We start from the raw sequence: 25,545 nt of genomic DNA on the forward strand, positions 1-25,545 counted from the left end.
GGGATTTTTTGAATTGGATCTCGTTTGCCTTCTTTAAAAAGAGAGAGATATCATATGATTAATCGAATTAGGTGACTGCTCCTCCCTTTTCAAAGGGAGGTTGGGAGGGATTGAATTGATATTACAAAAACATATACTTAGAATATACACATCCTTGAAAATTAAAGTAAATGATGGCAATAATTAAAAATATTGATCTTGGTAGTCTAGAAAGTATTTGTAAAATTTTAGGTGATACATATCACGGGATTTCAGGAACTGAAATTTCCAAATATCTTGCTGAAACAAATATCAAAGACCCACAATTAAACTCTACAAAATGGAAGCGTTTGTATGATGCTCTTAGTATCAAGCAAAGTGAAGATCGCTGTTCTAACAATGTTCTAGCTTTTATCAAATATGTACTACGTCCATCCCGCAACATCCATAGAAAAGAATGGTTTAAAAATATAAGAACCGAACTAAATTATGTATTGTCATTTGAAGGCTTAGAACTAACTGAAAGTGGTGATATTAGAACAACAGCTAAAGTAAACACTTTTTCTGAGGCTGAGGAGCGAGCTCAAAATTTAAGAAAAACATTATTAGACCGAAAAATTCATTCTGACGTCCTTACTTTTTGTAAAGCTGAATTACTTGTCGATAATTATTTTCATGCTGTATTTGAAGCAACTAAAAGTATTGCAGAAAAAATTAGAATAAAAACAGACTTAACTACAGACGGTTCAGAATTAGTAGATCAAGCTTTTTCATATAGAGGTAAGATTCCTTATTTAGCACTAAATAATCTAACAAGTGAAAGTCATGAAAGTGAGCAGAAAGGATTCATGAATTTATTAAAAGGAGTTTTTGGAACTTTTAGAAACACTACAGCGCATGCTCCAAAAATAGCATGGGAAATCAATGAACAAGATGCTCTTGATATTTTATCAATGATTTCTCTTATTCATCGAAAACTAGATAAAGCAGTAGAAGCTAAAAAAATATACGAAGGAAGTTTTTAATCCTCCCCAACCCTCCTTTAAAAAGGAGGGAGTAGCACGAATCCGCGGTATTCATCCAATTCACACTAAAGTCCCCTTTTATCAAAGGGAGATTCTAATCTTTGCTCAGCAATACAATAAACCTGCTCTACTACTGCATCTATTTCGGTCAAAATCAGATGATTACTAAACCTTAATGTCACAAGTTCAAGCTCGTTTAAAGCACGGTCTCGACTTCTGTCTGCTTCCAACCCATCTTGGGTATAGTGTTGTCCACCATCACATTCAATAACTAAATTCACTGCTGGACAATAAAAATCCACAATATAATTTAATAAAGGTTTCTGTCGATAGAACTGTAACCCTAAAATCTGTTTACGGCGCAATCTTGACCATAGCAATTGTTCTGCATCAGTCATGTTGCTTCGTAAATCTCGTGATGGAAGTTTTAAGTTCTTATTGTAAGGCTTCATTATTAATTTAACTTCTAAGCACTCAAACGCTCTACAAACAACACACCATCTAAATGATCAACTTCATGTTGAACAATACGTGCAGGAAAACCATCAAATGTTGTTTCAATCACCTCACCTTGTAAAGTGTGATAACGGACTTTGATACTCTGTGCTCGTTGCACTTGCCCACGCTCATCAGGAACACTTAAACATCCCTCTTCCCCCAAACAAGTCGCATGAGAAAATTCCAAAATCTCAGGATTAACCATCACCACAGCATCCATTTCAGGGGCATCGGGATAACGAGAATTTGGACGAGATGCCACGATAATCACACGCTTGGAGATATAAACCTGTGGCGCAGCAATTCCAACACCATTACGCTCCAACATCGTCGCATGCATCGCAGAAGCCAGTTGCAACAACCATTCACTATTAAACTCTGCATCTGAGACTAAAGCTGCTTTAATTTTTAAAATCTCTTCACCGCGTTGCGCTATTGGCAAAATTACACTCATCATAGAACCTTATAATTTTTTAAATCGAACTTAGATTGATACTATTGGATAATGAATTTGGCTTCTATCATTTTCATTTAAGAATCTTGTCATAATATTTTCTTATTAAAAAACATAGGGAATTGGCATGAATGCACTACCACTTTATTTGAGTGTTCTTTTTAGTTCGATTGGCTTAGGCTATTTTATATATGGTAAGAGACAGAAAATGACTGTGCCTCTGATCTGTGGCTTATTGCTTATGCTATTTACTTATTTTATTGAGAGTACAACTATGATCAGTATGATTGGGCTAATACTTTCCATAGTTCCTTATTTTCTGCGCTTCTAGACAATAAAAAAACTCTCCTTCATCAAACCTTTCTTCGTTAGATCAGTCGATTCAGGGGAGTTTTATTTTCAGCTTAAATTAAAGTTGTTTCTTTAACTCATCTTCTACGATTTCAATTTCAAGTTGGCTAAATTTACGAATTTCGCCTTCAGCGTGCTTTTCAAGCATACCACCAATCAAAGGTACTTTTACTTTCACATTCCAAGTCAATGAAATATCTACTTTTTCACTATTACCTGTAACTTTGCGTTCAGCTTTTGCCTCTAAAGGAAGGTTTGCGCCAAGTTCAACAGTCGAAGTTAGATTTTTAAGATTAGTGATATCTGAACGTTTTAAGCGGAATGCATTTTTTAATAATTTTTTAGCAACATCTGGAATGCTGACGTCAAGATTATATTCACGACGCAAAGTATAAATGTCGCCATTTACATTTGACTCAAGAATTTCGAGGTTATCCCCAGGGATACGTTTACACACTGCTTCATGCAATGAGGTTTGAGCAACTAATCGTGTAAAATCTTCAATTGAAACACCGTGAATTGTTTCATTAACCGTAAATTGATGCGCCATTTTAAAATTTCCGTTTCGTTTTATTTGGGATTTCATCTCTGCTCGGAAGTATAACATTGAGATAAAAATCGCAAAGGCTGTTTACTCTAAAATAGATGACTGTTCGGATTAGTTATTTTTATTGTAGTCATGTCGCATGCCAAGTTTTACCGTGACCTTTTCAGTTCGACTGATATATAGATAGTGTCGCCCATACTCTATGATGGCGTAAAATTGCTCTGCCCCATCATCTAAGCCTGTCGCTGACCACGTCGTACCTTGCGGAAACTCATCCAACCATTCTGCTTTATAAAAATCCGAAACAGAATCAAATCCCAAATATTGATCAGGATCAGCCATGATTTTCGCAGCAACCTGATCAAACTTCTGCTGTTTAAATGCTTCTAAATTGAGTAACACTGAGATTCCTTTAGGTTAAAGTTTGATTGATAAAAAGAAGCAAACAGTCATGTGAGTTTTAAAGTAAATTACAAAAATACCGATATTTTGTTATATCTCTATTTTGCTGTGGAATTTACTGTATTGCAGCAATATTTTCAGTTTTATCATACATTTTTGATCATGGTCTAATTTGCTAGACGACGTTCAATATGCTATCTACATAATATAACTTTATCTTTTTACAACGATAAACAATAAGGAGCAAATATGTCTTATCAAAATATTTTAGTTGCAGTTGATGACTCTCCAATTTCTTATGCAGCCGTTGAGCATGCACTGTCTTTAGCTAAATTATCTGGGGCAAAGGTCACTGTATTGAGTGTTGTTGCGGTTGATCCATATGTGGGCGTGGATTTCTATCAAGTTGCACCCGCAATTACAGAGCATTTTATGCAAGCAGAGGCGCATGCTAAAACACAGTTGCAAGATATCGCTCAGTCATTTACCCGTGATGGAATTCAAGTAACCACCAAAATACATCATGGTCCTGCTAGCGAAGGGATTATCTTTGTCGCAGAGGAAGTCGGCGCTGACTTAATTATTATGGGTTCTCATGGTCGTACTGGCGTTAAACGTTTATTACTCGGTAGCGTAGCACGTGCTGTATTGACCGAATCACATATCCCTGTGTTGATCGTCAAACAGTAATAAACAAAGCTTCGAAAAAAAACCTTGTGATTTTGCACAAGGTTTTTTCATTTTTTAAATTTATTAAGGCTATTTGCATTACATGGTTGAAATCAATACATAATGATATTATTTTCACAATGAAATTGCTTATTAGGTGTAGTGTGCAAAGCAAGAAACAGAAAACAACTGAGTTTGGGCAATTTTATATCCTTAAAATTGGGACTAAATATATTCATGCTGAATTGCTTGGCAGTACCCAAAATTACCATGCTCAACTTGTTAAAAATTTAGTTGTAGCCGATGTAAAAATTGGGGAAACCATTTACTTACGCGTCAAAGATGAATCCATTCATAGCAAATATGGTATTGAAGTTAAATTTGAGCCAATTGAACGATTGACTGATCTAGCTGATATTGAAAACCACATCTTAGCGGATAGAAAACGAGTGGCTGACATCTATGTCAAGGCTGCACAGGATAATTTGGCTAAAGGTTGGCACAGCGGTGATGCTATTGAAAAAGCTCTATTCTTTAGTGCAAGTCATCCTGACTACAAGCAAATTAATCAGCAAATACGTCTCGGTCGATTAAAAAATATCATCCAAAGTTGCTGTAAGTATGAATGGAAGATGACCCAGCAATTTATGATTTTAAGTCGTTCTGCTTTGCAAATGTTCAATGAAGAAAAGAATCTAGGAGATTTGGATTTAACTCACTTTGAAAAAAATGTTAAAGCAATTCAATCTGATCTAAGTAAAGCGGAAAAAAATGTGGAGCAAAATGCACAACAATATTTGAATCAGCTTAAAGGTTTACTGAAGAAAGAATCTTGATACTCAACCTTGTAATGCAAATAGCCTTTATTAATTAACTTGCAGCTTGATAAAACGGTGCATCACCATTGATGGTGGCGCGGTGCATAATCCGATGCGCATCACCATAATCAAATAAAGCCTTATGCTGTGTGCAACGATTATCCCAAATCGCCACATCGCCTTCTTGCCATTGCCAACGTAAATGAAACTGCTCATGAGTCGCGTGGGCGAATAGATATTGCAATAACTCAGCACTTTCTGATTCATCTAGCTCATTAATACGTGTGGTGAAACCTTCGCTCACAAACAAAATCGGCTGTCCTGTCACAGGATGGGTTCTCACCACAGGATGAACAACGGGTGGATTACGTTTGAAGGTTTCCTCCAATTTCTTACGCTCAACATCATTATGCGCAAAACGTTCAATCGGGAAAGACTGACGAATATCGTGTGTAGCCGTTAAACCTTTTAACTTTTGTTGCAAGCTTTGATCCAATGCAGCAAATGCGGCTACCCCACTCGACCACAATGTATCACCACCTACAGGTGGAATCTTGATGGCTTGCAAGACACACCCTAATGGCGGATTTTGACTGAAAGTCACATCAGTATGCCAAAGCTCGTTGTCACGTAAATCTTGCTTCCAACTGTCTAGAACAATAATTTCAGGCACATTTTCTACTGTCGGGAAAATAGGATGAATATGTAAAGAACCAAAGCCACGTGCAAGTTCAGCTTGAGCCTGAGGTGCAAGCTGCTGATTGCGGAAGAAAATTACATGATGATCCAGCAAAGCCTGTTGAATTTGTTGTGTGGTATTTTCATCAACCGTATTTAAATCAACATCGTGAATAATTGCACCAATGGTTGGTTTAATAACTTCAATATTTAACGTCATCTTCTACTACTCACACTTATAACTGTTGACCATACCAAGGAGAGAGTTGCTTCTGTAACCAACGCAAAAACAACTCAAAACTCACTGCAACGATCGCAATAACAATAATGCCGAGAACCACAGTATCGGTAATCAAGAATTGAGCTGCTGACTGCACCATAAAACCAATACCACGATCTGCTGCAACTAATTCCGAAGCCACTAGAGTCGACCACCCCACACCTAAACCAATACGGATACCCGTTAAGATATGTGGTAAGGCTGTCGGCAGAATCACATGCCAAAACACTTGCGATTGGCTTGCGCCTAAAGATAAGGCTGCACGCTCACGATTGAGCTGATGACTGATTACGCCATGAGTGCTACTAATAATGACTGATGCAAGGATTGAAAAGAAAATCAAAAGCACTTTAGTGGTTTCACCAATCCCAAACCAAATCACCAATAATGGCAAATAGGCTAGAGGTGGTATCGGACGTAACAGCTCAACCAAAGGATCAAGTACCGCACGCACCCATTTGTTCAAACCCATCCATAAACCTAAAGGCACACCAATCCCAATTGCAGCAACTAAAGCCAATAAGACACGCGAAATACTGGCGGCTAAATGTTGCCATAAAGTCGCTTTCATAAAGCCTTGTTGACTGACTTCAAGAAACTTCTGCCATACCGCTTGTGGGCTTGGCAAAAACAAACTTGGAACAACTTTTAAAGCAGTGATCAAATACCAGATCACCAGCACACTGATAACGCTCGATAAACTCAGCACCAAACTACGATGACGCGCGAGAAAATCACCTATAGCATTTCGTCTTGAAGCTGATTTTTTCGGGTCAATTTGTGCAAACTCTGCTGTGTTACTTAGCTCATAGGCTGTATTTTTTGCTTGTCCCGTCATACAGTCACCTCATACCCTGCTTGTTTCTGTACACGCAAACGCTCAAACAATTGCTCACGTAATTGAATAAATTTTGGATCGGATTTAATTGTTCGAATCGATTCGCCTTGCTTATAGCGCTCTGCAAAGTCTAGTTTTAAAGTTTCAACAATCTTGCCTGGACGAGCTGTCATCAATACCAGTTGATTGCTGAGTAATAACGCTTCTTCAATATCATGGGTGATGAGGAAAAAAGATTTATTTTGTTGAATCCATAAATCCAACACCAACTGCTGCATGGTTTCACGGATAAATGCATCAAGCGCAGCAAAAGGTTCATCTAATAAAATAAAGGCTGCATGGCTAATCAAGGCACGTGCAATACCCACGCGCTGTTTCATACCACCTGACAGTTCCCAAATATTGGCTTGTGCAACATGGCTCAAACCTACTATCTTCAGGATGGATTCAACTTGCTGATGAATATGTTGTTCTTTTAAACCCTTAAGTTGTAAAGCAAAACCAATATTTTCAGAGACATTTAACCATGGTAATAGCGCATGATCTTGGAACACCACTGCACGGCGAGCATCAGGTATCGTTAATACTTCATCATCAAGTTTGATCTGTCCTGAACTTGGTTTTTGAAAACCAGCCAAAATATTCAGTAATGTGGTTTTTCCACAACCCGACTCACCCAAAATTACCGTCAAAGTGCCCTCTTCAATTTTGAGATTAATATCTTGCAATACAGGCACGGTCTGGTTTGGAAAAGTTAAATGAAGATGCTCAGCAGCTAATACGCTCATTTCGATCTCCTATGGTTGTAAGAATTGAGTGGTGACATTGGCTTGATAGTTAGGTTTTACTTGATCCACCTTGCCTTGGCTTCTTAAGAAAGTGGCTGTATCGAAAATGTTCTCTGCAAATTCACCTGATAAAGTGGCTTGTTGCTGCTGACGACCAAGGTATATATTTCCTGAAAGAAGCAATGGAATATCTTTGGCATCAGAACCCGTCAATTGTGCGATTTTCTGAATATTGTCTGTATTTTGCTCAAATGCTTTAGGATCTTGGTTATAGCTTTCAATCTGCTTTAAGCTGGTTCTCACGAAGGCTTTTAAGAACTCAGGACTTTTTTCAGCGAAATCTTTACGAACCACCCATAAATCATAGGTTGGTGCGCCCCACTCGCCGACTTGTTTCGAGTCTGTTAAGACATGACCAGTCGCTTTAACTTTGCTTAAGGCAGGTTCCCAAACATAGGTCGCATCAATATCACCACGCTCCCAAGCTGCTGTGATTTCTGGTGGACGTAAGTTAATAATCTTGACTTGGTTATCCGCAATATTCCAATGCTTGAGTGCTGACAATAAGCTGTAATGCGTGGTTGAAACGAATGGCACAGCAATGGTTTTACCAATCAAATCTTGCGGGTTGTTAATGCCTGATTTGTTGCTCACCACCAATGCCTCTGAACCACCTAATTTTGCTGTCACCAGAAAGACTTCAATCGGTAAATCACGACTTGCAGCAGCAGCTAGAGGACTAGAACCAATGTTGCCGATCACCACATCCCCTGAAGCCAAGGCATTAACTACATCTGAACCAGCATCAAATTTACGCCATTGAATTGCTTGATTAGTATCACGTTCATATTCTCCATTTGCCTGTGCAACCTTGGTCGGATCAACACCTGTTTGATAAGCAATCACTACTGCCTTGTTGTTTTTAGACTGAACAGGTGAAGCATCTTTTTGATTTTGATAGACAATAAAAGCAACAATCGCCACAAGGACGATCGCTGTTACAATCAATGGCTTGGTGTTCTTGATGCCCATAATTAGATGATCTTTCAATAATATAGGCTTATGGTATGCGTCACACTTTATGATTAAAAATAATAAAAAATGAGTTGTTTATGCAATTTAAAGATATATAAGCTAGATTCTTTGATCTTTAGACGTGAAATAAATTTAAGAAAAGTCATCAATTTGAATTATCAAATCAATAAAATATATAAAGAAATAAATTGGATTCATCTAGAATCATCAGCTTCATATGATGTGCCATAAACTCGCGATATTCAAAAAATAAACACTCTAATTGAGAATGATTATGCAACAATCTGATGCAACAACCACACCTGACCACGTTCCTTTTTGGCAAGCCTTTTTATTTTGGCTAAAACTTGGATTTATTAGTTTTGGTGGACCCGCAGGTCAAATTGCAGTGATGCATCAGGAGCTAGTTGAACAAAAGCGCTGGATCTCTGAAAAACGATTTTTACATGCACTTAATTATTGTATGTTGTTGCCTGGACCTGAAGCTCAGCAACTTGCCATCTACATCGGCTGGTTAATGCACCGTACTTTAGGTGGTTTAGTGGCAGGCATTCTATTTGTGCTGCCTTCGTTGTTTATCCTGATTGCCTTGTCATGGATTTATGTACAGTTTGGAGATGTCCCAATTATTGCAGGTTTATTTTATGGAATTAAACCAGCAGTCACAGCAATTGTCTTTCATGCAACTTATCGTATAGGTAGTCGTTCACTGAAGAATAAATTCTTATGGCTCATTGCAGGTGCTGCATTTATCGCAATATTTTTCTTTAATATCCCATTTCCATTGATTGTATTCAGTGCCGCAATACTTGGATATTTACTCAGTAAAAAGCAGCCACATTTATTTAGTCAGCAAGCATCTCATCAAAGTAATCAAAAAAATTATGGTGCAGCATTGATTGATGACAATACACCACCACCTGCCCATGCTATTTTTCGCTGGGCGAATCTCGCTAAAATTGTTCTTATCGCAGCATTTTTATGGTGTATTCCGATCTTACTGTTGACCTTCAGCCTAGGCTGGCAACACGCTTATACTCAGATGGCATGGTTCTTTACTAAAGCAGCCTTGCTTACCTTTGGCGGAGCATATGCTGTGCTGCCTTATGTCTACCAAGGTGCAGTGAATTACTACGGATGGTTAAACCCAACTCAAATGATTGATGGATTGGCTCTCGGAGAAAGTACACCTGGCCCATTAATTATGGTTGTCGCATTTGTGGGCTTCTTGGGTGGTTTTAATCAAGCTTTACTCGGAACTGAGCATCTGTTTCTTGCAGGTGCCGTGGGTGCAGTAATTGTTACTTGGTTTACCTTTCTCTTTTCCTTCGTTTTTATTTTCGCTGGCGCACCACTAATTGAATCTACACATAACGAGCTTAAGTTTACCGCACCACTCACTGCGATCACCGCTGCTGTTGTAGGTGTCATTCTTAATCTTGCTCTATTCTTTAGCTATCACGTGCTATGGCCAAATGGTTTTGATCATGCATTTAACTACGAAGCGGCAATCATTACCGTTGCAGCGATGATCGCACTCTTTAAATTTCAGATTAATGTTCTTTACGTGATCTTTGCTTCAGCAGTTTGTGGTTTGATCCTATATCTCTTTGTTTAAACTATTGAGCTAGAGTTGAATTATTCGACTCTAGCTTCAGTCTCAGAAATATTAAATATGATGAATTTCAACTGAGGCATGTACAATTTCTTCATGTATGGATAGCTCACGTTTGACTTGATCAGGAGTCAAATCAGCTATCGATGTTTCCAATCCTAAAATACAAGAGAATTTGCCTTTACCAACTTTCCATACATGTAGGTCTGTGATTTCTACGTGTGGAAGTTGGGCAATTACATCCTTTATTTCTTGTACCACGGGGTGCCCCATTTCAGCATCTAATAAGGTTTTACCTGTTTCTTGAATTAATCCCCAAGACCATTTGGCAACCAGTAATGCACCAATAATTCCAAGCAAGGCATCTAGAAAATTCCAGCTAAAATATTTTGCAGCAAATAAAGCAATAATTGCGAGCACTGAAGTCACTGCATCTGCCACTACATGCAAAAATGCGGCTTTTTGATTTAAATCATGGTGATGATGGTGATCGTGTGTATGCTGATGATGATCATCGTGATGATGTGAATGATGATGATGATGGTGATGGTGATGCTCATGTCCACCATCATGTAATAACCATGCACAGACCAAGTTTATAACTAAACCTACAACCGCGATTGGAATCGCTTCATTGAAATGAATCGTAACGGGATTAAATAATCGTTCAATCGACTGAATCCCCATCAGTAGCGCAACGACCATCAATAAAATAGCACTGCTATAGCCAGCTAAAATTTCTATTTTCCATGTTCCAAAACTAAATCTGGAGTCACTTGCATACTGTCGAGCCATTTGATAAGCAAAATAAGCCAAACCTAGTGCTAGCATGTGGGAACTCATATGCCAACCATCAGCCAGTAATGCCATCGAATTAAAAATCCATCCACATAAGATTTCTAAGATCATCATCACAGCGGTTAAAATTGTGGCGATCAAAATCTTTTTCTGGGCTAAAGGATTTCCCTGATCAAATTGATGAGAATGGCGTCTTTCTAGGTTAGTATGCTGCATTTGCTTTAACTTTAAAATATACTCCCCCTCAGTATATATTTTTTCAGGAAAAATGTATGTCTCATCTACACCATGACAAAAAAATTCTAAATCGAGTGAAGCGCATTCAAGGACAAATTACCGCGGTTGAAAAATCATTAACCGATCCAGAGAGTTCATGTATCGAAGTTTTACAGCAAGTCGCCGCGGTTAAAGGTGCTGTAAATGGTTTAATGAATCAATTAATTGAACAACACTTAAAAGAACACGTACTAAAGGATGCTGAACATATTAATGAAGAAGAAATACAAAAGTTTCTTGCTTTATTACAACGTTATTTATAGATACCAAATCTCGTGAGTGAGTTGTTCGATTTCTGATTTATCATGACTCACATACAGCATCGGAATTTTTATCTCTGCTTTGATTTTTTGAAAGAAAGGAATAATCTCTTTTTTGTGCGCGGAATCAAGAGCAGAAAGTGGTTCATCTAATAATAATAATTGTGGTGAGTACAGTAATGCACGACCAAGTGCAACACGTTGTTTTTCCCCTCCTGAGAGCTTAATCGGCATCCTTTCAGTTAAATGCTCCAATTTAAGCAATTCAACAATATAGTCGAGTTCAAACTGACGCTGCTCGGGGCGAATATGTGTGAAACCAAACAATAGATTCTGCATTACATTTTTATGAGGAAATAACTGCGCATCCTGAAATACCAAACCAATCCGACGCTGTTGTGTACTCAGGTTAATGTTCTGTGCCCGATCAAACCATGTTTGATTCTGTATTTTAATCCAACCTGATTGAGGTTTAATCAACCCAGCAATACTATGCAAAATCGTGGTTTTTCCTGAACCTGAAGCTCCAAATAAACCAATCACAGACTGATCGGATTGAAAGCGTTGATCTAGAGAAAATTGTCCTTGGCTAAGTTGGATATGACAATCAATCATGCTTAACGACCACGTTTATTTTTCTGATAACGATTGAACCATTGCGCAAACCATAGTGCAAAGAAAGCTACGGATAAGGATAAGATTATTAAACGCCAAACTGCTGCTTCAGTATCAGGTTGCTGCATCAAACTATACATGGCTAAAGGCAAAGTACGAGTTTCACTGGCAATATTCCCCACGAAGGTAATCGTTGCGCCAAACTCACCTAAACTTCGGCAAAAACATAAAATACTTCCCACCAAAATTCCGCTGCTTGCAAGTGGCAAAGTTACCTGCATAAACGTGCCGAATGCAGAAGCCCCTAAAGTTTTTGCAGCCATTTCTAAACGCTGATCCACCAGTTCAATCGCCAATCGAATTGATTGTACGAGTAAAGGAAAGCCCATTACCGCAGATGCCAATACTGCCCCTTTCCAATTAAACGCAAACTCCAATCCTAGTGGTGCTAGGTATTGCCCTAAGATGCCTCGATTGCCAAAAATTTGAAGTAACAAATAACCAGGTACAACTGGTGGTAACACTAAAGGTAAGAAAACCAGTGTTTCAAATAGTGATTTACCCCAGAACTCTTTCCTAGCTAGAATCAAAGCAATCAAAATTGCTGGAATTAAACTCACAATCAGACATGTTGCTGCCACTTTAGATGACAGTAGCAACACCTCAAGTTCTTCAGGAGTCAGAATCATCATTTAATTACTTAAGTACGCTAAAACCATATTTTTTAAATACTTTTGTTGCCTGACTGCTTTGTAAAAACTTATAGAAATTCATTGACTCTGTATTCTTCTTTACTAAACCTATTGGATAAATAATAGGTTGATGGGTATTTTCTGGAAATGTTCCAACGATGATGACATTTTTGCTGATCGCTGCATCAGTAGCGTAAACAATCCCTAACTGACATTCACCATGTGCCACAAAGTTTAAGGCTGCACGTACATCTTCTGTTTCCACTAGACGAGTTGAAACCTTATCCCACCAGCCGATCGACGTCAAAGCCTGCTTTGCATATTTCCCAACAGGTACACTCTTGGTATCACCTGTACACCATTTACCTTGAGCAACCCTAGTGAAATCAAAACTTTTATCTATTTTTAATTTGATTGGACGAGCTTTGGGAGCAATCACTATCAAACGATTACCCAATAAATTCACGCGATCATTTACCGATACCAACTGTTTTTTTTGCAAATAATCCATCCATTGAACATCCGCTGATATAAAAATATCAGCTGGCGCACCTGCTTCAATTTGTTTGGCTAAAGTTGATGAACCTGCATAAGATGTTTGGATTTGAACTTTATTTTTCTGCTCATAGATCACATCTAATTCATTGATCGCATTGGTTAAACTTGCAGCTGCATATACTGTAACTTTATCAACCGCAAATGCTTGTGTGTGGCTAAATAAGCCGACGCATACAGCCAAAGCATATCGGTATTTTTGTATCATCACCAATGGAACGACCTCATCCTCAGAATTCGATATATTCTTGCGAACATATCGCTTAATAAAGATACACTAAAAAAGAAAGATTGAGTAATCCTTAATTTTCTAATAGTTATATAAATTAAATACGAAATTGAGTTAATTTATAAGGATTAGATTTCTATATAAAATTAAGTAGCCGAAAAAAACCACATCGTGAGATGTGGCCAAAGGTGTAGCCATGCTTGAACTGTCATGCTGCATTTTTAGAATAAGCGAGAAAACTTAATTTAATATTAAGTCAAAAAATAATTTATTTAGCTTTATTCCGAATGTTTAAAATTCGATTGTTTGAATGAATCATTTTTAAACAACAAGTCATTCAAGGATCTTATATTCACAAGGATTTTACAGTACTGCACCTATATTAAAATTTTGTATAGGTGACAAGCTTATGCGGTACGGCTTAATCTTAGGAGATCAGCTTTCAGAGCAAATTGCCACACTCAAAGTGCTTGATAAAGATCAAGATCTCATTTTGATGGCAGAGTTGGTTGAAGAAGCTACCTATGTACAGCACCACCCTCAAAAAATCGCATTTATTTTCAGTGCAATGCGCCATTTTGCAAAATCATTAAAAGCACAAGGTTGGAAGATTCGTTATCAAACATTTGACCGTACACAAGCTGCTCAAGAATTTATTGATTTTATCCAAGCACAATTAGAAAAAAATCCAGCTGATGCATTGATCATCACAGAAAGTGGTGAATTTCGATTACAACAAGCGATTGCAACCACATGGTCTAAGCAACTTCAAATCCCAGTACAAATCCTTAATGACGATCGTTTTTTCTGTTCTCCCCAAGCCTTTCGCAACTGGGCTTCAAATACCAAAACCTTACGTATGGAATTTTTCTACCGAAAGCTAAGACAGCAAACCAGTTACTTAATGAATGGTAATGAACCAATCGGTGGGAAATGGAATTATGATATCGAAAATAGACAAGCTTGGAATAAGAATGACCCAATCCCCTCAACTCTAGAGTTTGATCGAGACCAAATTGACTTAGATGTCATTGAATTGGTTAAAACAGAATTTAAAGAACATATCGGTCAGATCAATCATTTCAACTGGGCAACGACTCGACAACAAGCCCTCGAAGCACTCCAATATTTTATTGATTATCAATTAATTCATTTTGGCCAATATCAAGATGCAATGGTCACTGGGAAAGATTACCTCTTTCACAGTCTGCTTTCTCCCTATCTAAATTGTGGTCTACTTTCTCCAAAAGAAGTCTGTGATGCTGCGCAACAAGCATACTTTGATCATCATGTTCCGCTAAACGCTGCTGAAGGTTTCATCCGTCAAATCTTAGGTTGGCGTGAATTTATTCGAGGAATATATTGGTTAAAAATGCCAACTTATCCTGATTTAAATGAGTTACAGGCAGATCGTAACCTTCCTGATTATTTCTGGACAGCTGAAACAAAAATGCTATGTTTGCGTGAAGCTTTAAGAAATTCTTTGGAAAATGCTTATGCCCATCACATACAACGATTAATGGTGATTGGGAACTTTACTTTATTAAATAGTATTTCACCTAAACAAGTGAATGATTGGTATCTCAGTGTTTATGCAGATGCTTTTGAATGGGTGCAGCTACCTAATACTCACGGTATGGTTTTGTTTGCAGATGGTGGTCTCGTGGCAAGTAAACCTTATGCAGCTTCAGGCAACTATATTCATCGTATGTCTAACTACTGTCAGAACTGCCACTACAATGTCAAAACCAAAACTGAACAAGATAGCTGTCCTTTCAATAGCTTATACTGGAATTTCTTAGCCAAACACCGTGTTTTCTTTAGCTCCAATCACAGAATGTCAATGATGTATAAACAATGGGATAAGCTTAGCCAAGATGATCAAAATACAATTTTGACTCATGCGAATGATCTACAAAAACGTATCGAAGAACTCTAATCATGCATAAGAAACTTCATTTACCTGAAAAAATTTGTGCTTATTGTTTACGCCCTTTCACATGGCGAAAAAAATGGGAAAGAAGCTGGTGTGATGTGAACTTCTGTTCCCAAAAATGTAAACAGCTTGCTAAGCGAAAAGCGAAGTCAGATGTAAACAATCACACCTGAATGAGTCGATTATGGTGAAGTATGAGTTGTTTTAATTAAATTACTTAAATCATAACCTTGCTGTTTGGCGGTTTGTAAATAGGATTGATAAGTCGCTTCATCGATAGTTGGAGTTTTTGAAAGTATCCATAGATACTTTGTTGATGGTCCGCCAACCAAAGCAACTTTATAATCTGGATCAACTCTCAATACCCAATAATCGCCTTTGGTAAATGGTAACCAACGTAATCCTTTTGGTAAAAAGCTCACTTTCAACTCACTTTTTCCCTGATTTTGTGGATAGGCTACGCCCTCTGAACTTTTCATTTCTCCAGAAGCAGTACGACAACTATTAAGTACCGATATTGTATTGTCAGCTTTGATTGCATATTTAGCGCTGGTATCACTCACACATTGACGTTGAAAATACATCGGTAAATGTGCAATTTCATACCATTTACCTTCATATTGATTTATATCAATTTTATCAACTGCTTTTGGTGTGTTTGCAAAGGTGGGAAAGCTTAAAGTGCTTAATGAAATAGACAATACAGATAGACTTAATAGCGTTTTTACTTTCATTTTATCCTCTTCATCGAAAACTATACTTTTCAACTATAAGTAGCTCAGCGTGAATAAAATGTGAGTCATCTCTAAAAGTAAGTTTTATTCTTTTTTATATAAAAAGAAAGTTGGAGATGTCACTCCAACTTTCCGATTAAGAAATTAATTTACCTGTTTATCTTTATAGAAAATCGCATAACTTGCATAACAAGCGATGATAAACAAAACACAACATACAAATCCAACTTGCATCGATGGATCAGTCACCATACTAATACATGTAATGACGCAGAATACCCCACCTAAAATAGGAGTTAATGGGAATAACGGCGCAGCAAATTTGAGATCTTTAACGGTGTTACCAGATTTAATCCATTGTCTACGGAAGTTAAATTGAGAGACACAGATCGAAATCCACACTACAACCATAGTGAATGCAGCAACACCTAATAAATTTTTGAAAATTGTTTCAGGTGCAAAGTGCTCAGACAATAAACCTGGTATTGCACCAAACATCGTCACGATAATTGCAATAATCGGTGTACCTGAACGTGTCAATTTTGCGAAAACTTTAGGTAACTGATTTTTAGTCGATAGTGACCACATCATACGTGAAGCAGCAAATAATCCAGAATTCGCAGCAGATAACAATGCAGTGATAATCACAAAACGAATAATATCTTCAGCATATGGAATACCGATGTAATTGAATACAGTTACAAAAGGACTATTACTTACCGAATTTGCATTTAAACCTGCCATGTCATAAGGCAATAAGGCACAGATCACGATAATCGTACCAACAAAGAAAATCAGGAGTCGCCAAATCGCGGCATTGATTGCTTTAGGAACCGTTTTAGCAGGTTCTTCTGCTTCACCCGCCGCAACACCAATCAACTCAGTACCTGAGAATGCAAAATTCACAATTAGCATAGTCGCAAAAATAGGAAATATTCCATTTGGAAACCAACCATGCTCTGTTAATTTACTAAATAAAGGCGCTGATTCATGCCCATGGTAGGAAATAGCTCCGAAAATAGCGGCTAGCCCCAAACCAATAAAGCAAATGATGGTTAAAACTTTAACCAATGATAACCAAAATTCAGATTCTGCAAATAAACGCGTTGAACTGACATTCAGTGAAAAAATTAATCCTGCAAATAACAGCGTCCATGTCCACATGGAAATAGATGGAAACCACTCCTGCATCAATAATGCTGCCGCAGTAAACTCCGTCCCCAATGTTGCGGTCCAAGTTAACCAATACAACCACGTAATCATGTAACCTGTACCAGGTCCAATATAAGTTCTGGCATATTCACCGAACGAACCTGATACGGGCATATGCACGGCTAACTCGCCTAAGCACAGCATGACCATGTAAGCAATTACGCCCCCAAGTAGATAAGATAAAATTGCTCCAATTGGGCCAGCTTGAGAAATAACATCTCCTGAACCAAGAAACAGTCCTGTTCCAATCGCACCACCTAAAGAAATCATGACCAAATGACGTTTTGTCATTGCACGTTTCAAAGGTTTAGTGACATCTACTTCTGACAACGAAGTATTTAAATGGCTTGATGTGTCTTGTTGCGGCACATATTGCTCACTCAGGAGTTCACCTGAAGGAAATGTTTTTTCATTATTGTTACTCATACACGATCACTCCAACGATATTCTTATGACAACCTGTCCTTGCTGTTTCACTTTCATAACAGTCAATATCCAACGGATATCTTTTTTCTGCGTATTTTTCTACTGAACATCCATATTCAAACTCCATATACATCATTTCCTTGAACCGCTTAAAATCTTTCGAATGGCGTTATCTACATTATTTCTTTGAGAATTAGCCCTGCTCTCAATCCTACTTTGACGTTCGGATTTGGAAATAAAATCCAAACTTGCTGATCGCTTGCAATATAATTTCCCGCCTCTTGAGTAGCGATTACATCGCCTTTTTCAAAGGTTGAAAAATTAGGTGCATTCGCATCTAATCGCAGTTGAAAATCCTCACTTTGTTTAACAATTGAATCTACAACCTTGAATTGACGAAGCGATGCTTTTTGTCGTTGAGGTAAAGCTTCACCTGTAATTACGGCACGAAGTACTTGATCAATTGCAGAAAATTCAGCTAAATCATTTTGACCAAATGGCTTTGCTTTACCTAACTCCAAAGTACTGCTGGCAGCCTGAAAATACTCAGTTGTAAAATAAGTAAACGTTTTACCAACAGCGTTGTGATACACCAAAGCATCAAGATCAGCAGCGTTGAGGCTATCTATGAGAAAATCATCGTAGGGTTGCGTCTGATAAGGGAATAAGGCAAATACAGCTAATAGTGATGTGCGTATAGCCGTATGCAAATCATAATGATAGCGTTGAGCATCACTACGACTTTGCTGGAAAAACTCTGCGGTAATTTGCTCTAAAAGCTGAGCACGCTTTGTTTCTTCATCAGAATTCAATTGTTGATAAGCTCCACAAAACATGCGGTTCATATCATTTTCTAGATAACGTACACCTTTGCGAATAGCTTGAGGATTACCGAAAACAAAAAGGACTCGCTCCGTCAAACGTAAACGAGAAGCGAACAGGTCTTGAACCATCTTTGCGAGCAATTCAATCGGTGCCGTTTCATTTCCATGAATACCCGCAGAAAATATGATGGCCTTGTTATAGCTTGTCTTAGGCGTGCATACTAATAACCCTTCACCTAGCCATTGCCAAGTAAATTCAGTTGTTTCACCTTGAGTTTGATTAGGTGCTTGCTGTGCAAGAGTTAATTCGAGTAGATCAACCATATGCCATCATTCCCTTGTTTAACCACTTCAAATCCGATGCCATAGTGAGCATTCGGATTTGAGGAAAATCCATATCAATCTTTTAACTACGATGATTAGCGTTGAAAGTGATAAACAGAACCTAAACCTAAAATTTTGGTTAATTCATCTAACGCTGTACGACTCTCAATCAACAAACTTGGATCAGCTAAATCATCCTGAGTTAATTCATCACGATAGTGTTGATCAACCCATTGGTTGAGGGTCTTAAACAAACCGTCATTCATAAATAAATTTGGATTAACTGCTGCTAACTCTTTTTCATTGACCGCGACACGTAAGCGCAAACATGCTGGTCCACCGCCATTACGCATACTTTCACGCAGATCAAACACCTTGATGTCATCAATCGGAGTACCCATCTGAATCATGTCATTCAAGTAGCTCCAAACCGCTTTATTTTGACGAGACTCTTCAGGTACAACGATACTCATCCCACCATCTGCTCGTGTCAAAATTTGGCTATTGAATAAATATGTCGCAACAGCATCCTCAACACTCACACGGTTTTCAGGCACTTCGATCGAAATAAATTCTTGCTCAATCCCTGCCATTTTCTGACGAATTTCATTCAAGGCTTGTGTTTGATTCAAAAACGCATGTTGATGATGAAAAAGTACCTGTTGGTTACTTACCGCAATCACATCGTTATGAAATACACCTTGATCAATCACGTCAGGATTCTGTTGAATAAATACCGTCCGTTTTGCATCTAAACGATGTAAACGTGCAATCGCCTCACTCGCTTCACGGGTTTGACGTGCAGGGAATTTCTTCGGCGCAACCGTACCACCGAGCTGTTGCTGTCCGTAAACAAAAACTTGCACGCCAGCTTGCTCGTATCCACCGCCCAGACGGTTATGATTGGCTGCACCCTCATCACCAAATAGTGCTGCGTCAGGTAAGGCTTCGTGATGCGCGAAATATACATCATTATCGAACATCGCTTTAAGGATTCGCGTTGTCGTATGATGCTCAATTGAGCGATGGAACTTATTATTTAGATTTGCGGCTGTAAAATGTACACGTCCATCCGCACTATCAGCCGATGGTGACACGGTGCATGAGTTTGCAGTCCACATTGAAGATGCTGAACTGAGTGAAGATAACAAGGCAGGTGCAGTTCGCATTGCCTGTGCAATGACATCAATATCACTACCTGTAAAACCTAAACGGCGTAAGGTCGGAACATGTGGACGCTCTTGTGGAGCAAACACCCCTTGTTTAAGCCCTAAATCCGCAAGGGCTTTCATCTTCATTAAGCCCTGTTTGGCTGCTAATTTAGGATTGGACGCATTATTACGGTTTTTTGTTGAAGCAACATTACCAAAAGAAAGACCTGCATAATGGTGAGTTGGTCCAACCAAGCCATCAAAATTGATTTCATAACCTGACATTTTTTTCTCCATATCGTCACGGCACGATTTAACTTAGAGCACAATGCCCGGTGATAATTTTGACGGCAGTGTAACGCTATCACTTTCCAGTGAAGCCATCGGCCACGCACTATAATCTGCTGCATAAAACGCGCTTGCACGATGGTTACCCGATGCACCCACACCACCAAATGGAGCAGCACTCGATGCGCCAGTTAATGGTTTATTCCAGTTCACAATGCCAGCTCGTGCTTCAATCAATACTCGATCAAATAATTCACGATCAGGAGAAACCAAACCTACAGCTAAACCAAAACGTGTGTTATTGGCGATTTTGAGTGCTTCATCAAAATCATGATAACGATAGATCGTCGTCAAAGGACCAAAATATTCATCGTCTGGGATTGCATTCACTTCACTGACATCTAAAATGCCTGCACTGAGTAATGAACTGTCAGCTTGAGGACGAGTCATTGCTAACAATGGTTTTGCGCCTAGTGCGATCAATTTGCTTTGTGCAGCCATCATCTGATCTGCCGCATGAGATGAAATCACCCCGCCCATAAATGGTTGTGGTTCAGCATCCCAAGCACCGATCACTAAGTTCTTTGCGACTTCAACAAAACGTTGAATGAATGCATCACCATTAACGCCATGTTTTACAATGATACGGCGTGCACATGTACAACGTTGTCCCGCAGACACGAAAGCGGATTGAATAGCTAGATTCACCACTGCATCAATATCAGTTGCTTCATCAATGATTAAAGCGTTGTTACCCCCCATTTCAAGGGCTAGGATTTTTTCAGGTGCGCCTGCCATTTGTTTATGCAAGTGATAGCCGGTGTTGGCACTTCCCGTAAACAGTAAACCGTCAATTTGTTCAGCAGCAGCTAAAGCCTCACCTGTCGTACGACCACCTTGCACAAGGTTGAGCACACCATTTGGTAACCCTGCCTGTTGCCACAATTTTGCAGTTTCTTCAGCTGTCCAAGGTGTTAATTCACTTGGCTTGAACACAACCGTATTACCTGCAATTAGTGCAGGAACAATATGTCCATTAGGTAGATGTCCTGGGAAATTGTACGGTCCAAAAACTGTAAGTACCCCATGAGGACGATGACGTAAAGAGGCGATGCCATCTTGCATTTCAGTTTCACTAAAACCTGTCCGTTGGTGATATGCACGGATTGAAATCGCGATTTTTCCAATCATCGATTGTACTTCTGTGAGTGTTTCCCACAGTGGTTTACTAGTTTCTTGACTGATGACTTGTGCAAGTTGATTTTTATTTTGTTCAAGTAAACTTGCAAAGCGTTCAATAATAGCTACACGTTGCTCTAAACCTAAGCGTGCCCATGCAGGAAAAGCTGTTCTAGCAGCATTACAAGCTGCCCCAACATCAGCAACATTAGCTTCATAACCAGACCAAATCTGTTGATTGCTCACAGGGTTGGTTTTAATAAAGCTTGTACCCTTTCCCTGTACCCAAGCACCATTAATTAATAATTCACCTTGCGACATTAGTGATTCTCCATTTTATCTAATGCTAAAACTCGTACTTCATCCTGTTCATTAACTTGGAGAGCCTGAGCTTGTGCAGATGTGATCATTAAGGTATCGCCATCACAGACTTTGTTATTGATCAACAGCACGCAGTAATTTTTGTATTGGTCATTTGCGACCAAATAGTGTGTATCAGTCGTTTCGATTTGCTCAGTGATTTTGACTTTCACTGTTCGACTTTCTTTGACCGCCCGCAAATCCGCAGTATTCGCTTCTAAAGTAGGTCCAGCATCAAAGATGTCGACATAACCTTGATATTTAAGTCCTTCTGACATCAAAACTTTTGCTGCAGGCAAGGTATGCGGATGCACTTCTGCAATTACCGCTCTAGCCTCAGCTGGTAATAGATTGACGTAAACAGGAAATCTTGGCATTAGTTCAGCGATAAAGACTTTTTGACCGATACCACTTAAATAATCGGCGGTCGCAAAATCCATATTGAAGAAGTGATATCCCAACGCATCCCAAAATGGTGAATGACCATTCTGATCTGAAAAACCTCGCATTTCTGCGATTAAGCGATCTTCAAAATACGAGCGAAATGCAGCAATAAATAGAAAACGAACCTTAGAAAGAAACTTACCGTTTTGATTTTTTCGATATTCAGGATCAAGGAATAAGGTACATAACTCACTACAACCTGTATGATCATTACTCAAAAATAAGGTGTCTAAAGCATTGTAAACATTGAGTGCTTTAGAAGCATGTACCTGTTTCGCCACACGAAAGTTATAGAATGGCTCTTTCAATCCAACCGAAACCTCGATGGCACTTACACCAACGATTGTCTGAGATACGGTGTCTTCTAAAACAAACAAATAGCTTGCATCACACTGCTCAGTCGTACCTTCTAAAGTACCTATCGTGCGTGCAATTCGCGCTGCCAAGATTTCTTTATTTTGCGGCAAGGAGGTCAGGCCGATACCTGACTCACCTGCTCGTTGCGCTAAACGATAAATGTCATCTAAGTCCCGATGCGCTGCATGTCTAACAATCATCATGGTTAGATGCTCACAGCAGATTTAGAGACGTGCTAATGCACGAGAAAAACGATTTAAACCTTCATCAATATCTTCCATTGGAATAATCAGTGAAGGCGTAAAGCGCACGACATCTGCACCCGCAACTAGAGCTAATAAACCCTCTTCACCCGCAAGTGTGACGATATTTTTAGCTTTACCTGCATGTTCATCTTTCAGTACACAACCAATCAACAAACCTTGACCACGAATTTCTTTGAATAATCCATATTGCGCATTGATTTTATTTAATGCATCTACGAAATATTGATGGCGTTGTTTCACACCCTCTAAAACGTCAGGCGTATTAATAAACTCAAAAACTGCACCTGCTACTGCGCATGCCAGTGGATTACCACCATAAGTCGTACCATGATCGCCTACGGCATACATATTGGCATAATGGTCTGTTGTGATCATCGCGCCAATTGGGAAACCACCACCTAATGCTTTAGCAGTCGTTAAGATGTCTGGGGTAACACCTGTATTCATATAGGCATACAAAGAGCCTGTACGACCGACACCTGTTTGTACTTCATCAAAAATTAATACTGCACCATTGGCATCACATAAGGCACGTAGACCTTTTAAAAACTCAAGATCCGCTGGAACTACACCACCTTCACCTTGAATCGGTTCGACAATCACAGCACATGTATTTTCATTAATTACAGCTTTCGCTGCTTCTAAATCATTAAATGCCGTATGTTCAATGCCTTCAGGTAAGGGTGCAAAGTCTTGAGAATACTTTGGTTGGCCGCCAGCGGTAACGGTAAATAAGGTACGACCATGGAAGGCATTTTTAAATGCAACGATATGATTTTTGTTTGGATTACCACTGAGCAAACCAATTTTTCGAGCTAATTTCAAAGCAGCTTCATTCGCTTCTGCACCTGAGTTACAGAAAAATACTTTGTCTGCAAATGTGCTATCCACTAATTGTTTGGCAAGGCGTAAAACTGGTTCATTGGTATAACCATTACCAATATGCCAAAGCTTCTGTGCTTGTTCAGTTAAGGCATTGACTGCAACAGGATGCGCATGACCCAAAGCATTCACCGCAATTCCACCCGCAAAATCAATATATTCTTTATCGTTCTGATCCCAAAGACGAGAACCCTCGCCACGGACTAAAATAAAGTTTGCTGGGGCAAAGACGGGAACCATCCAGTCATTAAAATGACTACGTGTAATAGCGACATCATTCATTTTATATACTCACTTCCTGTTTAATCTTTGGGCTTGTGTCAATACCACAAGCCCGAGGCCGAAGCCTGTTCTATACCCTTTATTAACCAGGGAAAATACCGCGTTCTTTACGTGCTTTTAAGATACGTTCACATGCCAAGATATAAGCAGCAGTACGCAAACTGCATCCTTTAAGCTCAGCCATATTCCAAACATCAGCAATTGCCTGAATCATTAACTTATCAAGGCGCTCATTGATTTCATCTTCACTCCAGAAGTAGCTCGCCATATCCTGAACCCATTCAAAATAACTGACGGTTACACCACCTGCGTTGCAGATAACATCTGGAACAACGGTAATATTGCGTTGAACAAATACATCGTCTGCTTCTGGATATGTCGGACCATTGGCACCTTCAAGCACAATTTTTGCTTTTAGATTTTGTGCACGCTCGACTGTAATTTGTCCTTCCAATGCTGCTGGGATGAGAATGTCCATCTCAACATTCCAGAACTCCTCATCAGCAATCACCGTTGCATCTGCAAAGCCCATTACTCCACCGTGTTCAGTGACATGTTTTTGTAATGCTTTAACATTCATGCCTTCAGCATTAAAAATCGTGCCTGTATGGTCTTGTACACAGACAACTTTTGCACCAGCATGGCTAAATAAGTAAGCGGCTTCATTACCAACATTACCAAAACCTTGTACAGCAACTTTACTGCCTTCAACCGCTAAACCAATGCGTTTCGCGACTTCCAAACCCGTCACGTATACACCACGACCAGTCGCACGTACACGACCCAATGAACCACCTAAATGCACGGGTTTACCAGTGACTACACCCGTAACTGTATGACCTTTGATACTTGAGTACGTGTCCATCATCCAACCCATAATGTTGGCATTGGTACCCACATCTGGTGCTGGAATATCAATTTGAGGACCGATAATTGGACTGATTTCACTAGTAAAACGACGAGTTAAACGCTCTAACTCGCGTGGAGATAGCTCTTTTGGATTAACACGGATACCACCTTTTGCACCACCAAATGGGAGATTAAGTACTGCAGTTTTAATGGTCATCCATGCAGATAGCGCCATGACTTCATTTAACTCAACGTCCTGATGATAGCGAATACCGCCTTTACCTGGACCACGTGATAAATTGTGTTGTACACGGTAACCTTCAAAATGACGGATAGAACCATCATCCATCACGATTGGAACATCAACGATTAATGTACGCTTTGGCGTTTTAAGGGTATTAATAAAATTACTTAAATCAGCATCAAGATAAGGTGCCACTCGATCAATTTGAGTGAGATAAGTTTGCCAAGCACCACCATGTTGACCCGTATATGATAAAGACATCATCTATTCCTTAATTAATCAGTTTTCCCTGTTATCTATAGATTCCCTTTGATTCAAAAAGAGAATCCTTTCACTCCATCGTTCCATGACTACATTAGTGACTTGCGCTGACAACATTAAAAAT

28 protein-coding genes are annotated in these 25,545 nt (G+C 39.0%); 8 read left to right on the forward strand and 20 right to left on the reverse strand.

Annotation, left to right across the window (positions count from 1 at the left end; genetic code table 11):
* The first annotated feature begins 170 nt into the window (after positions 1-170).
* A complete protein-coding gene (locus F948_RS03165; protein WP_004959914.1) occupies positions 171-1,004 on the forward strand; it encodes a TIGR02391 family protein in 834 nt (277 codons plus the stop codon).
* Between the two features lie 65 nt (positions 1,005-1,069).
* Here the strand turns inward: F948_RS03165 and F948_RS03170 are convergent, their stop codons facing one another.
* Positions 1,070-1,456 carry an endonuclease domain-containing protein gene (locus F948_RS03170; protein ID WP_017397291.1) on the reverse strand — a complete coding sequence of 129 codons (387 nt, stop codon included), beginning with the start codon at positions 1,454-1,456 and terminating at the stop codon, positions 1,070-1,072.
* Positions 1,457-1,470: 14 nt separating this feature from the next.
* Positions 1,471-1,956 (reverse strand): peptide deformylase, encoded by a 486-nt coding sequence (def, locus tag F948_RS03175; RefSeq protein WP_004959920.1) that lies wholly within the window; start codon positions 1,954-1,956, stop codon positions 1,471-1,473.
* 127 nt (positions 1,957-2,083) lie between these two features.
* Between def and F948_RS15905 the strand changes: the two genes are divergently transcribed.
* Positions 2,084-2,287, forward strand: a complete 204-nt coding sequence (locus F948_RS15905) for a hypothetical protein (RefSeq protein ID WP_004913706.1) — start codon at positions 2,084-2,086, stop codon at positions 2,285-2,287.
* 78 nt (positions 2,288-2,365) lie between these two features.
* Here F948_RS15905 and F948_RS03180 read toward each other — a convergent pair whose 3' ends face one another.
* Together F948_RS03180 and F948_RS03185 are read right to left on the reverse strand one after the other, a co-directional pair.
* Complete coding sequence (locus tag F948_RS03180) at positions 2,366-2,857, reverse strand: DUF2505 family protein (protein ID WP_004913708.1); 492 nt, start codon at positions 2,855-2,857, stop codon at positions 2,366-2,368.
* Between the two features lie 108 nt (positions 2,858-2,965).
* Positions 2,966-3,256, reverse strand: a complete 291-nt coding sequence (locus F948_RS03185; RefSeq protein ID WP_004913710.1) for a hypothetical protein — start codon at positions 3,254-3,256, stop codon at positions 2,966-2,968.
* Positions 3,257-3,505: 249 nt separating this feature from the next.
* Here F948_RS03185 and F948_RS03190 point away from each other — a divergent pair, with 249 nt between their 5' ends.
* Positions 3,506-3,946 carry a universal stress protein gene (locus tag F948_RS03190; RefSeq protein ID WP_004913714.1) on the forward strand — a complete coding sequence of 147 codons (441 nt, stop codon included), beginning with the start codon at positions 3,506-3,508 and terminating at the stop codon, positions 3,944-3,946.
* A gap of 143 nt (positions 3,947-4,089) precedes the next feature.
* The gene (locus F948_RS03195; protein WP_004959923.1) at positions 4,090-4,761 is read left to right on the forward strand and encodes a hypothetical protein; all 672 of its coding nucleotides are present in this window, start codon (positions 4,090-4,092) and stop codon (positions 4,759-4,761) included.
* Between the two features lie 34 nt (positions 4,762-4,795).
* On the opposite strand, the gene tauD is transcribed toward F948_RS03195, so the two are convergent.
* From tauD to tauA, 4 genes are read right to left on the reverse strand one after another with little or no spacing between them, the layout of a single operon-like run.
* Positions 4,796-5,641, reverse strand: a complete 846-nt coding sequence (tauD, locus tag F948_RS03200) for a taurine dioxygenase (RefSeq protein ID WP_004959926.1) — start codon at positions 5,639-5,641, stop codon at positions 4,796-4,798.
* A gap of 16 nt (positions 5,642-5,657) precedes the next feature.
* Positions 5,658-6,539, reverse strand: coding sequence for a taurine ABC transporter permease TauC (gene tauC, locus F948_RS03205; protein ID WP_004959929.1), 882 nt, complete (start codon positions 6,537-6,539; stop codon positions 5,658-5,660).
* The gene (locus F948_RS03210) at positions 6,536-7,327 is read right to left on the reverse strand and encodes a taurine ABC transporter ATP-binding protein (protein WP_004959932.1); all 792 of its coding nucleotides are present in this window, start codon (positions 7,325-7,327) and stop codon (positions 6,536-6,538) included. The genes tauC and F948_RS03210 overlap by 4 nt, the downstream gene beginning before the upstream one ends.
* Before the next feature lie 9 nt (positions 7,328-7,336).
* A complete protein-coding gene (gene tauA, locus F948_RS03215; protein ID WP_171057510.1) occupies positions 7,337-8,377 on the reverse strand; it encodes a taurine ABC transporter substrate-binding protein in 1,041 nt (346 codons plus the stop codon).
* 259 nt (positions 8,378-8,636) lie between these two features.
* Between tauA and chrA the strand changes: the two genes are divergently transcribed.
* Positions 8,637-9,980 carry a chromate efflux transporter gene (gene chrA / locus F948_RS03220; RefSeq protein ID WP_004959937.1) on the forward strand — a complete coding sequence of 448 codons (1,344 nt, stop codon included), beginning with the start codon at positions 8,637-8,639 and terminating at the stop codon, positions 9,978-9,980.
* A gap of 51 nt (positions 9,981-10,031) precedes the next feature.
* Here the strand turns inward: chrA and dmeF are convergent, their stop codons facing one another.
* On the reverse strand, positions 10,032-10,991 hold the full coding sequence (dmeF, locus tag F948_RS03225) for a CDF family Co(II)/Ni(II) efflux transporter DmeF (protein WP_004959940.1): 960 nt from the start codon (positions 10,989-10,991) through the stop codon (positions 10,032-10,034).
* A 56-nt stretch (positions 10,992-11,047) separates the two neighbouring features.
* Here dmeF and F948_RS03230 point away from each other — a divergent pair, with 56 nt between their 5' ends.
* Positions 11,048-11,314: a metal/formaldehyde-sensitive transcriptional repressor gene (locus F948_RS03230; protein WP_004952847.1), complete on the forward strand. Its 267-nt coding sequence runs from the start codon at positions 11,048-11,050 to the stop codon at positions 11,312-11,314.
* Here the strand turns inward: F948_RS03230 and F948_RS03235 are convergent.
* From F948_RS03235 to modA, 3 genes are read right to left on the reverse strand one after another with little or no spacing between them, the layout of a single operon-like run.
* Positions 11,309-11,926: an ATP-binding cassette domain-containing protein gene (locus tag F948_RS03235; protein WP_004959942.1), complete on the reverse strand. Its 618-nt coding sequence runs from the start codon at positions 11,924-11,926 to the stop codon at positions 11,309-11,311. The genes F948_RS03230 and F948_RS03235 overlap by 6 nt on opposite strands.
* A 2-nt stretch (positions 11,927-11,928) precedes the next feature.
* Positions 11,929-12,618 (reverse strand): molybdate ABC transporter permease subunit, encoded by a 690-nt coding sequence (gene modB / locus F948_RS03240; RefSeq protein ID WP_004913742.1) that lies wholly within the window; start codon positions 12,616-12,618, stop codon positions 11,929-11,931.
* A 4-nt stretch (positions 12,619-12,622) separates the two neighbouring features.
* Positions 12,623-13,381, reverse strand: coding sequence for a molybdate ABC transporter substrate-binding protein (modA, locus tag F948_RS03245; RefSeq protein WP_004959946.1), 759 nt, complete (start codon positions 13,379-13,381; stop codon positions 12,623-12,625).
* A gap of 430 nt (positions 13,382-13,811) precedes the next feature.
* Here modA and F948_RS03250 point away from each other — a divergent pair, with 430 nt between their 5' ends.
* On the forward strand, positions 13,812-15,341 hold the full coding sequence (locus F948_RS03250) for a cryptochrome/photolyase family protein (protein ID WP_004959948.1): 1,530 nt from the start codon (positions 13,812-13,814) through the stop codon (positions 15,339-15,341).
* 2 nt (positions 15,342-15,343) lie between these two features.
* Positions 15,344-15,511, forward strand: coding sequence for a DUF2256 domain-containing protein (locus F948_RS15910; protein ID WP_075696245.1), 168 nt, complete (start codon positions 15,344-15,346; stop codon positions 15,509-15,511).
* Between the two features lie 9 nt (positions 15,512-15,520).
* Here F948_RS15910 and F948_RS03255 read toward each other — a convergent pair whose 3' ends face one another.
* The 8 genes from F948_RS03255 to F948_RS03290 all read right to left on the reverse strand — a co-directional run bounded on the left by F948_RS03255 (position 15,521) and on the right by F948_RS03290 (position 25,424).
* Entirely contained in the window at positions 15,521-16,072 is a 552-nt protein-coding gene (locus F948_RS03255; RefSeq protein WP_004959951.1) for a lipocalin family protein, read from the reverse strand.
* 144 nt (positions 16,073-16,216) lie between these two features.
* The gene (locus F948_RS03260) at positions 16,217-17,710 is read right to left on the reverse strand and encodes an amino acid permease (RefSeq protein WP_004913820.1); all 1,494 of its coding nucleotides are present in this window, start codon (positions 17,708-17,710) and stop codon (positions 16,217-16,219) included.
* 173 nt (positions 17,711-17,883) lie between these two features.
* On the reverse strand, positions 17,884-18,858 hold the full coding sequence (astE, locus tag F948_RS03265; RefSeq protein WP_004959954.1) for a succinylglutamate desuccinylase: 975 nt from the start codon (positions 18,856-18,858) through the stop codon (positions 17,884-17,886).
* Positions 18,859-18,953: 95 nt separating this feature from the next.
* Positions 18,954-20,294 carry an N-succinylarginine dihydrolase gene (gene astB, locus F948_RS03270; RefSeq protein ID WP_004959956.1) on the reverse strand — a complete coding sequence of 447 codons (1,341 nt, stop codon included), beginning with the start codon at positions 20,292-20,294 and terminating at the stop codon, positions 18,954-18,956.
* A gap of 33 nt (positions 20,295-20,327) precedes the next feature.
* Positions 20,328-21,797: a succinylglutamate-semialdehyde dehydrogenase gene (gene astD / locus F948_RS03275; protein WP_004959958.1), complete on the reverse strand. Its 1,470-nt coding sequence runs from the start codon at positions 21,795-21,797 to the stop codon at positions 20,328-20,330.
* Positions 21,797-22,840 (reverse strand): arginine N-succinyltransferase, encoded by a 1,044-nt coding sequence (astA, locus tag F948_RS03280; RefSeq protein ID WP_004913833.1) that lies wholly within the window; start codon positions 22,838-22,840, stop codon positions 21,797-21,799. The genes astD and astA overlap by 1 nt, the downstream gene beginning before the upstream one ends.
* A gap of 21 nt (positions 22,841-22,861) precedes the next feature.
* Positions 22,862-24,067: an aspartate aminotransferase family protein gene (locus F948_RS03285; protein WP_004959961.1), complete on the reverse strand. Its 1,206-nt coding sequence runs from the start codon at positions 24,065-24,067 to the stop codon at positions 22,862-22,864.
* A gap of 82 nt (positions 24,068-24,149) precedes the next feature.
* Entirely contained in the window at positions 24,150-25,424 is a 1,275-nt protein-coding gene (locus tag F948_RS03290; RefSeq protein ID WP_026057356.1) for a Glu/Leu/Phe/Val family dehydrogenase, read from the reverse strand.
* Between the last annotated feature and the right edge of the window lie 121 nt (positions 25,425-25,545).

Origin of the sequence: Acinetobacter junii CIP 64.5 (genome assembly GCF_000368765.1) — a bacterium.
Classification (GTDB): domain Bacteria; phylum Pseudomonadota; class Gammaproteobacteria; order Pseudomonadales; family Moraxellaceae; genus Acinetobacter; species Acinetobacter junii.

Bases quoted from the DNA above. Each gene is read 5' to 3' on its own strand.
- F948_RS03165 (WP_004959914.1), top strand. From the start codon at position 171: ATGATGGCAATAATTAAAAATATTGATCTTGGTAGTCTAGAAAGTATT.
- F948_RS03170 (WP_017397291.1), bottom strand. From the start codon at position 1,456: ATGAAGCCTTACAATAAGAACTTAAAACTTCCATCACGAGATTTACGA.
- def (WP_004959920.1), bottom strand. From the start codon at position 1,956: ATGAGTGTAATTTTGCCAATAGCGCAACGCGGTGAAGAGATTTTAAAA.
- F948_RS15905 (WP_004913706.1), top strand. From the start codon at position 2,084: ATGAATGCACTACCACTTTATTTGAGTGTTCTTTTTAGTTCGATTGGC.
- F948_RS03180 (WP_004913708.1), bottom strand. From the start codon at position 2,857: ATGGCGCATCAATTTACGGTTAATGAAACAATTCACGGTGTTTCAATT.
- F948_RS03190 (WP_004913714.1), top strand. From the start codon at position 3,506: ATGTCTTATCAAAATATTTTAGTTGCAGTTGATGACTCTCCAATTTCT.
- tauD (WP_004959926.1), bottom strand. From the start codon at position 5,641: ATGACGTTAAATATTGAAGTTATTAAACCAACCATTGGTGCAATTATT.
- tauC (WP_004959929.1), bottom strand. From the start codon at position 6,539: ATGACGGGACAAGCAAAAAATACAGCCTATGAGCTAAGTAACACAGCA.
- F948_RS03210 (WP_004959932.1), bottom strand. From the start codon at position 7,327: ATGAGCGTATTAGCTGCTGAGCATCTTCATTTAACTTTTCCAAACCAG.
- chrA (WP_004959937.1), top strand. From the start codon at position 8,637: ATGCAACAATCTGATGCAACAACCACACCTGACCACGTTCCTTTTTGG.
- dmeF (WP_004959940.1), bottom strand. From the start codon at position 10,991: ATGCAGCATACTAACCTAGAAAGACGCCATTCTCATCAATTTGATCAG.
- F948_RS03230 (WP_004952847.1), top strand. From the start codon at position 11,048: ATGTCTCATCTACACCATGACAAAAAAATTCTAAATCGAGTGAAGCGC.
- F948_RS03235 (WP_004959942.1), bottom strand. From the start codon at position 11,926: ATGATTGATTGTCATATCCAACTTAGCCAAGGACAATTTTCTCTAGAT.
- modB (WP_004913742.1), bottom strand. From the start codon at position 12,618: ATGATGATTCTGACTCCTGAAGAACTTGAGGTGTTGCTACTGTCATCT.
- modA (WP_004959946.1), bottom strand. From the start codon at position 13,381: ATGATACAAAAATACCGATATGCTTTGGCTGTATGCGTCGGCTTATTT.
- F948_RS03250 (WP_004959948.1), top strand. From the start codon at position 13,812: ATGCGGTACGGCTTAATCTTAGGAGATCAGCTTTCAGAGCAAATTGCC.
- F948_RS15910 (WP_075696245.1), top strand. From the start codon at position 15,344: ATGCATAAGAAACTTCATTTACCTGAAAAAATTTGTGCTTATTGTTTA.
- F948_RS03255 (WP_004959951.1), bottom strand. From the start codon at position 16,072: ATGAAAGTAAAAACGCTATTAAGTCTATCTGTATTGTCTATTTCATTA.
- F948_RS03260 (WP_004913820.1), bottom strand. From the start codon at position 17,710: ATGAGTAACAATAATGAAAAAACATTTCCTTCAGGTGAACTCCTGAGT.
- astE (WP_004959954.1), bottom strand. From the start codon at position 18,858: ATGGTTGATCTACTCGAATTAACTCTTGCACAGCAAGCACCTAATCAA.
- astB (WP_004959956.1), bottom strand. From the start codon at position 20,294: ATGTCAGGTTATGAAATCAATTTTGATGGCTTGGTTGGACCAACTCAC.
- astD (WP_004959958.1), bottom strand. From the start codon at position 21,797: ATGTCGCAAGGTGAATTATTAATTAATGGTGCTTGGGTACAGGGAAAG.
- astA (WP_004913833.1), bottom strand. From the start codon at position 22,840: ATGATGATTGTTAGACATGCAGCGCATCGGGACTTAGATGACATTTAT.
- F948_RS03285 (WP_004959961.1), bottom strand. From the start codon at position 24,067: ATGAATGATGTCGCTATTACACGTAGTCATTTTAATGACTGGATGGTT.
- F948_RS03290 (WP_026057356.1), bottom strand. From the start codon at position 25,424: ATGATGTCTTTATCATATACGGGTCAACATGGTGGTGCTTGGCAAACT.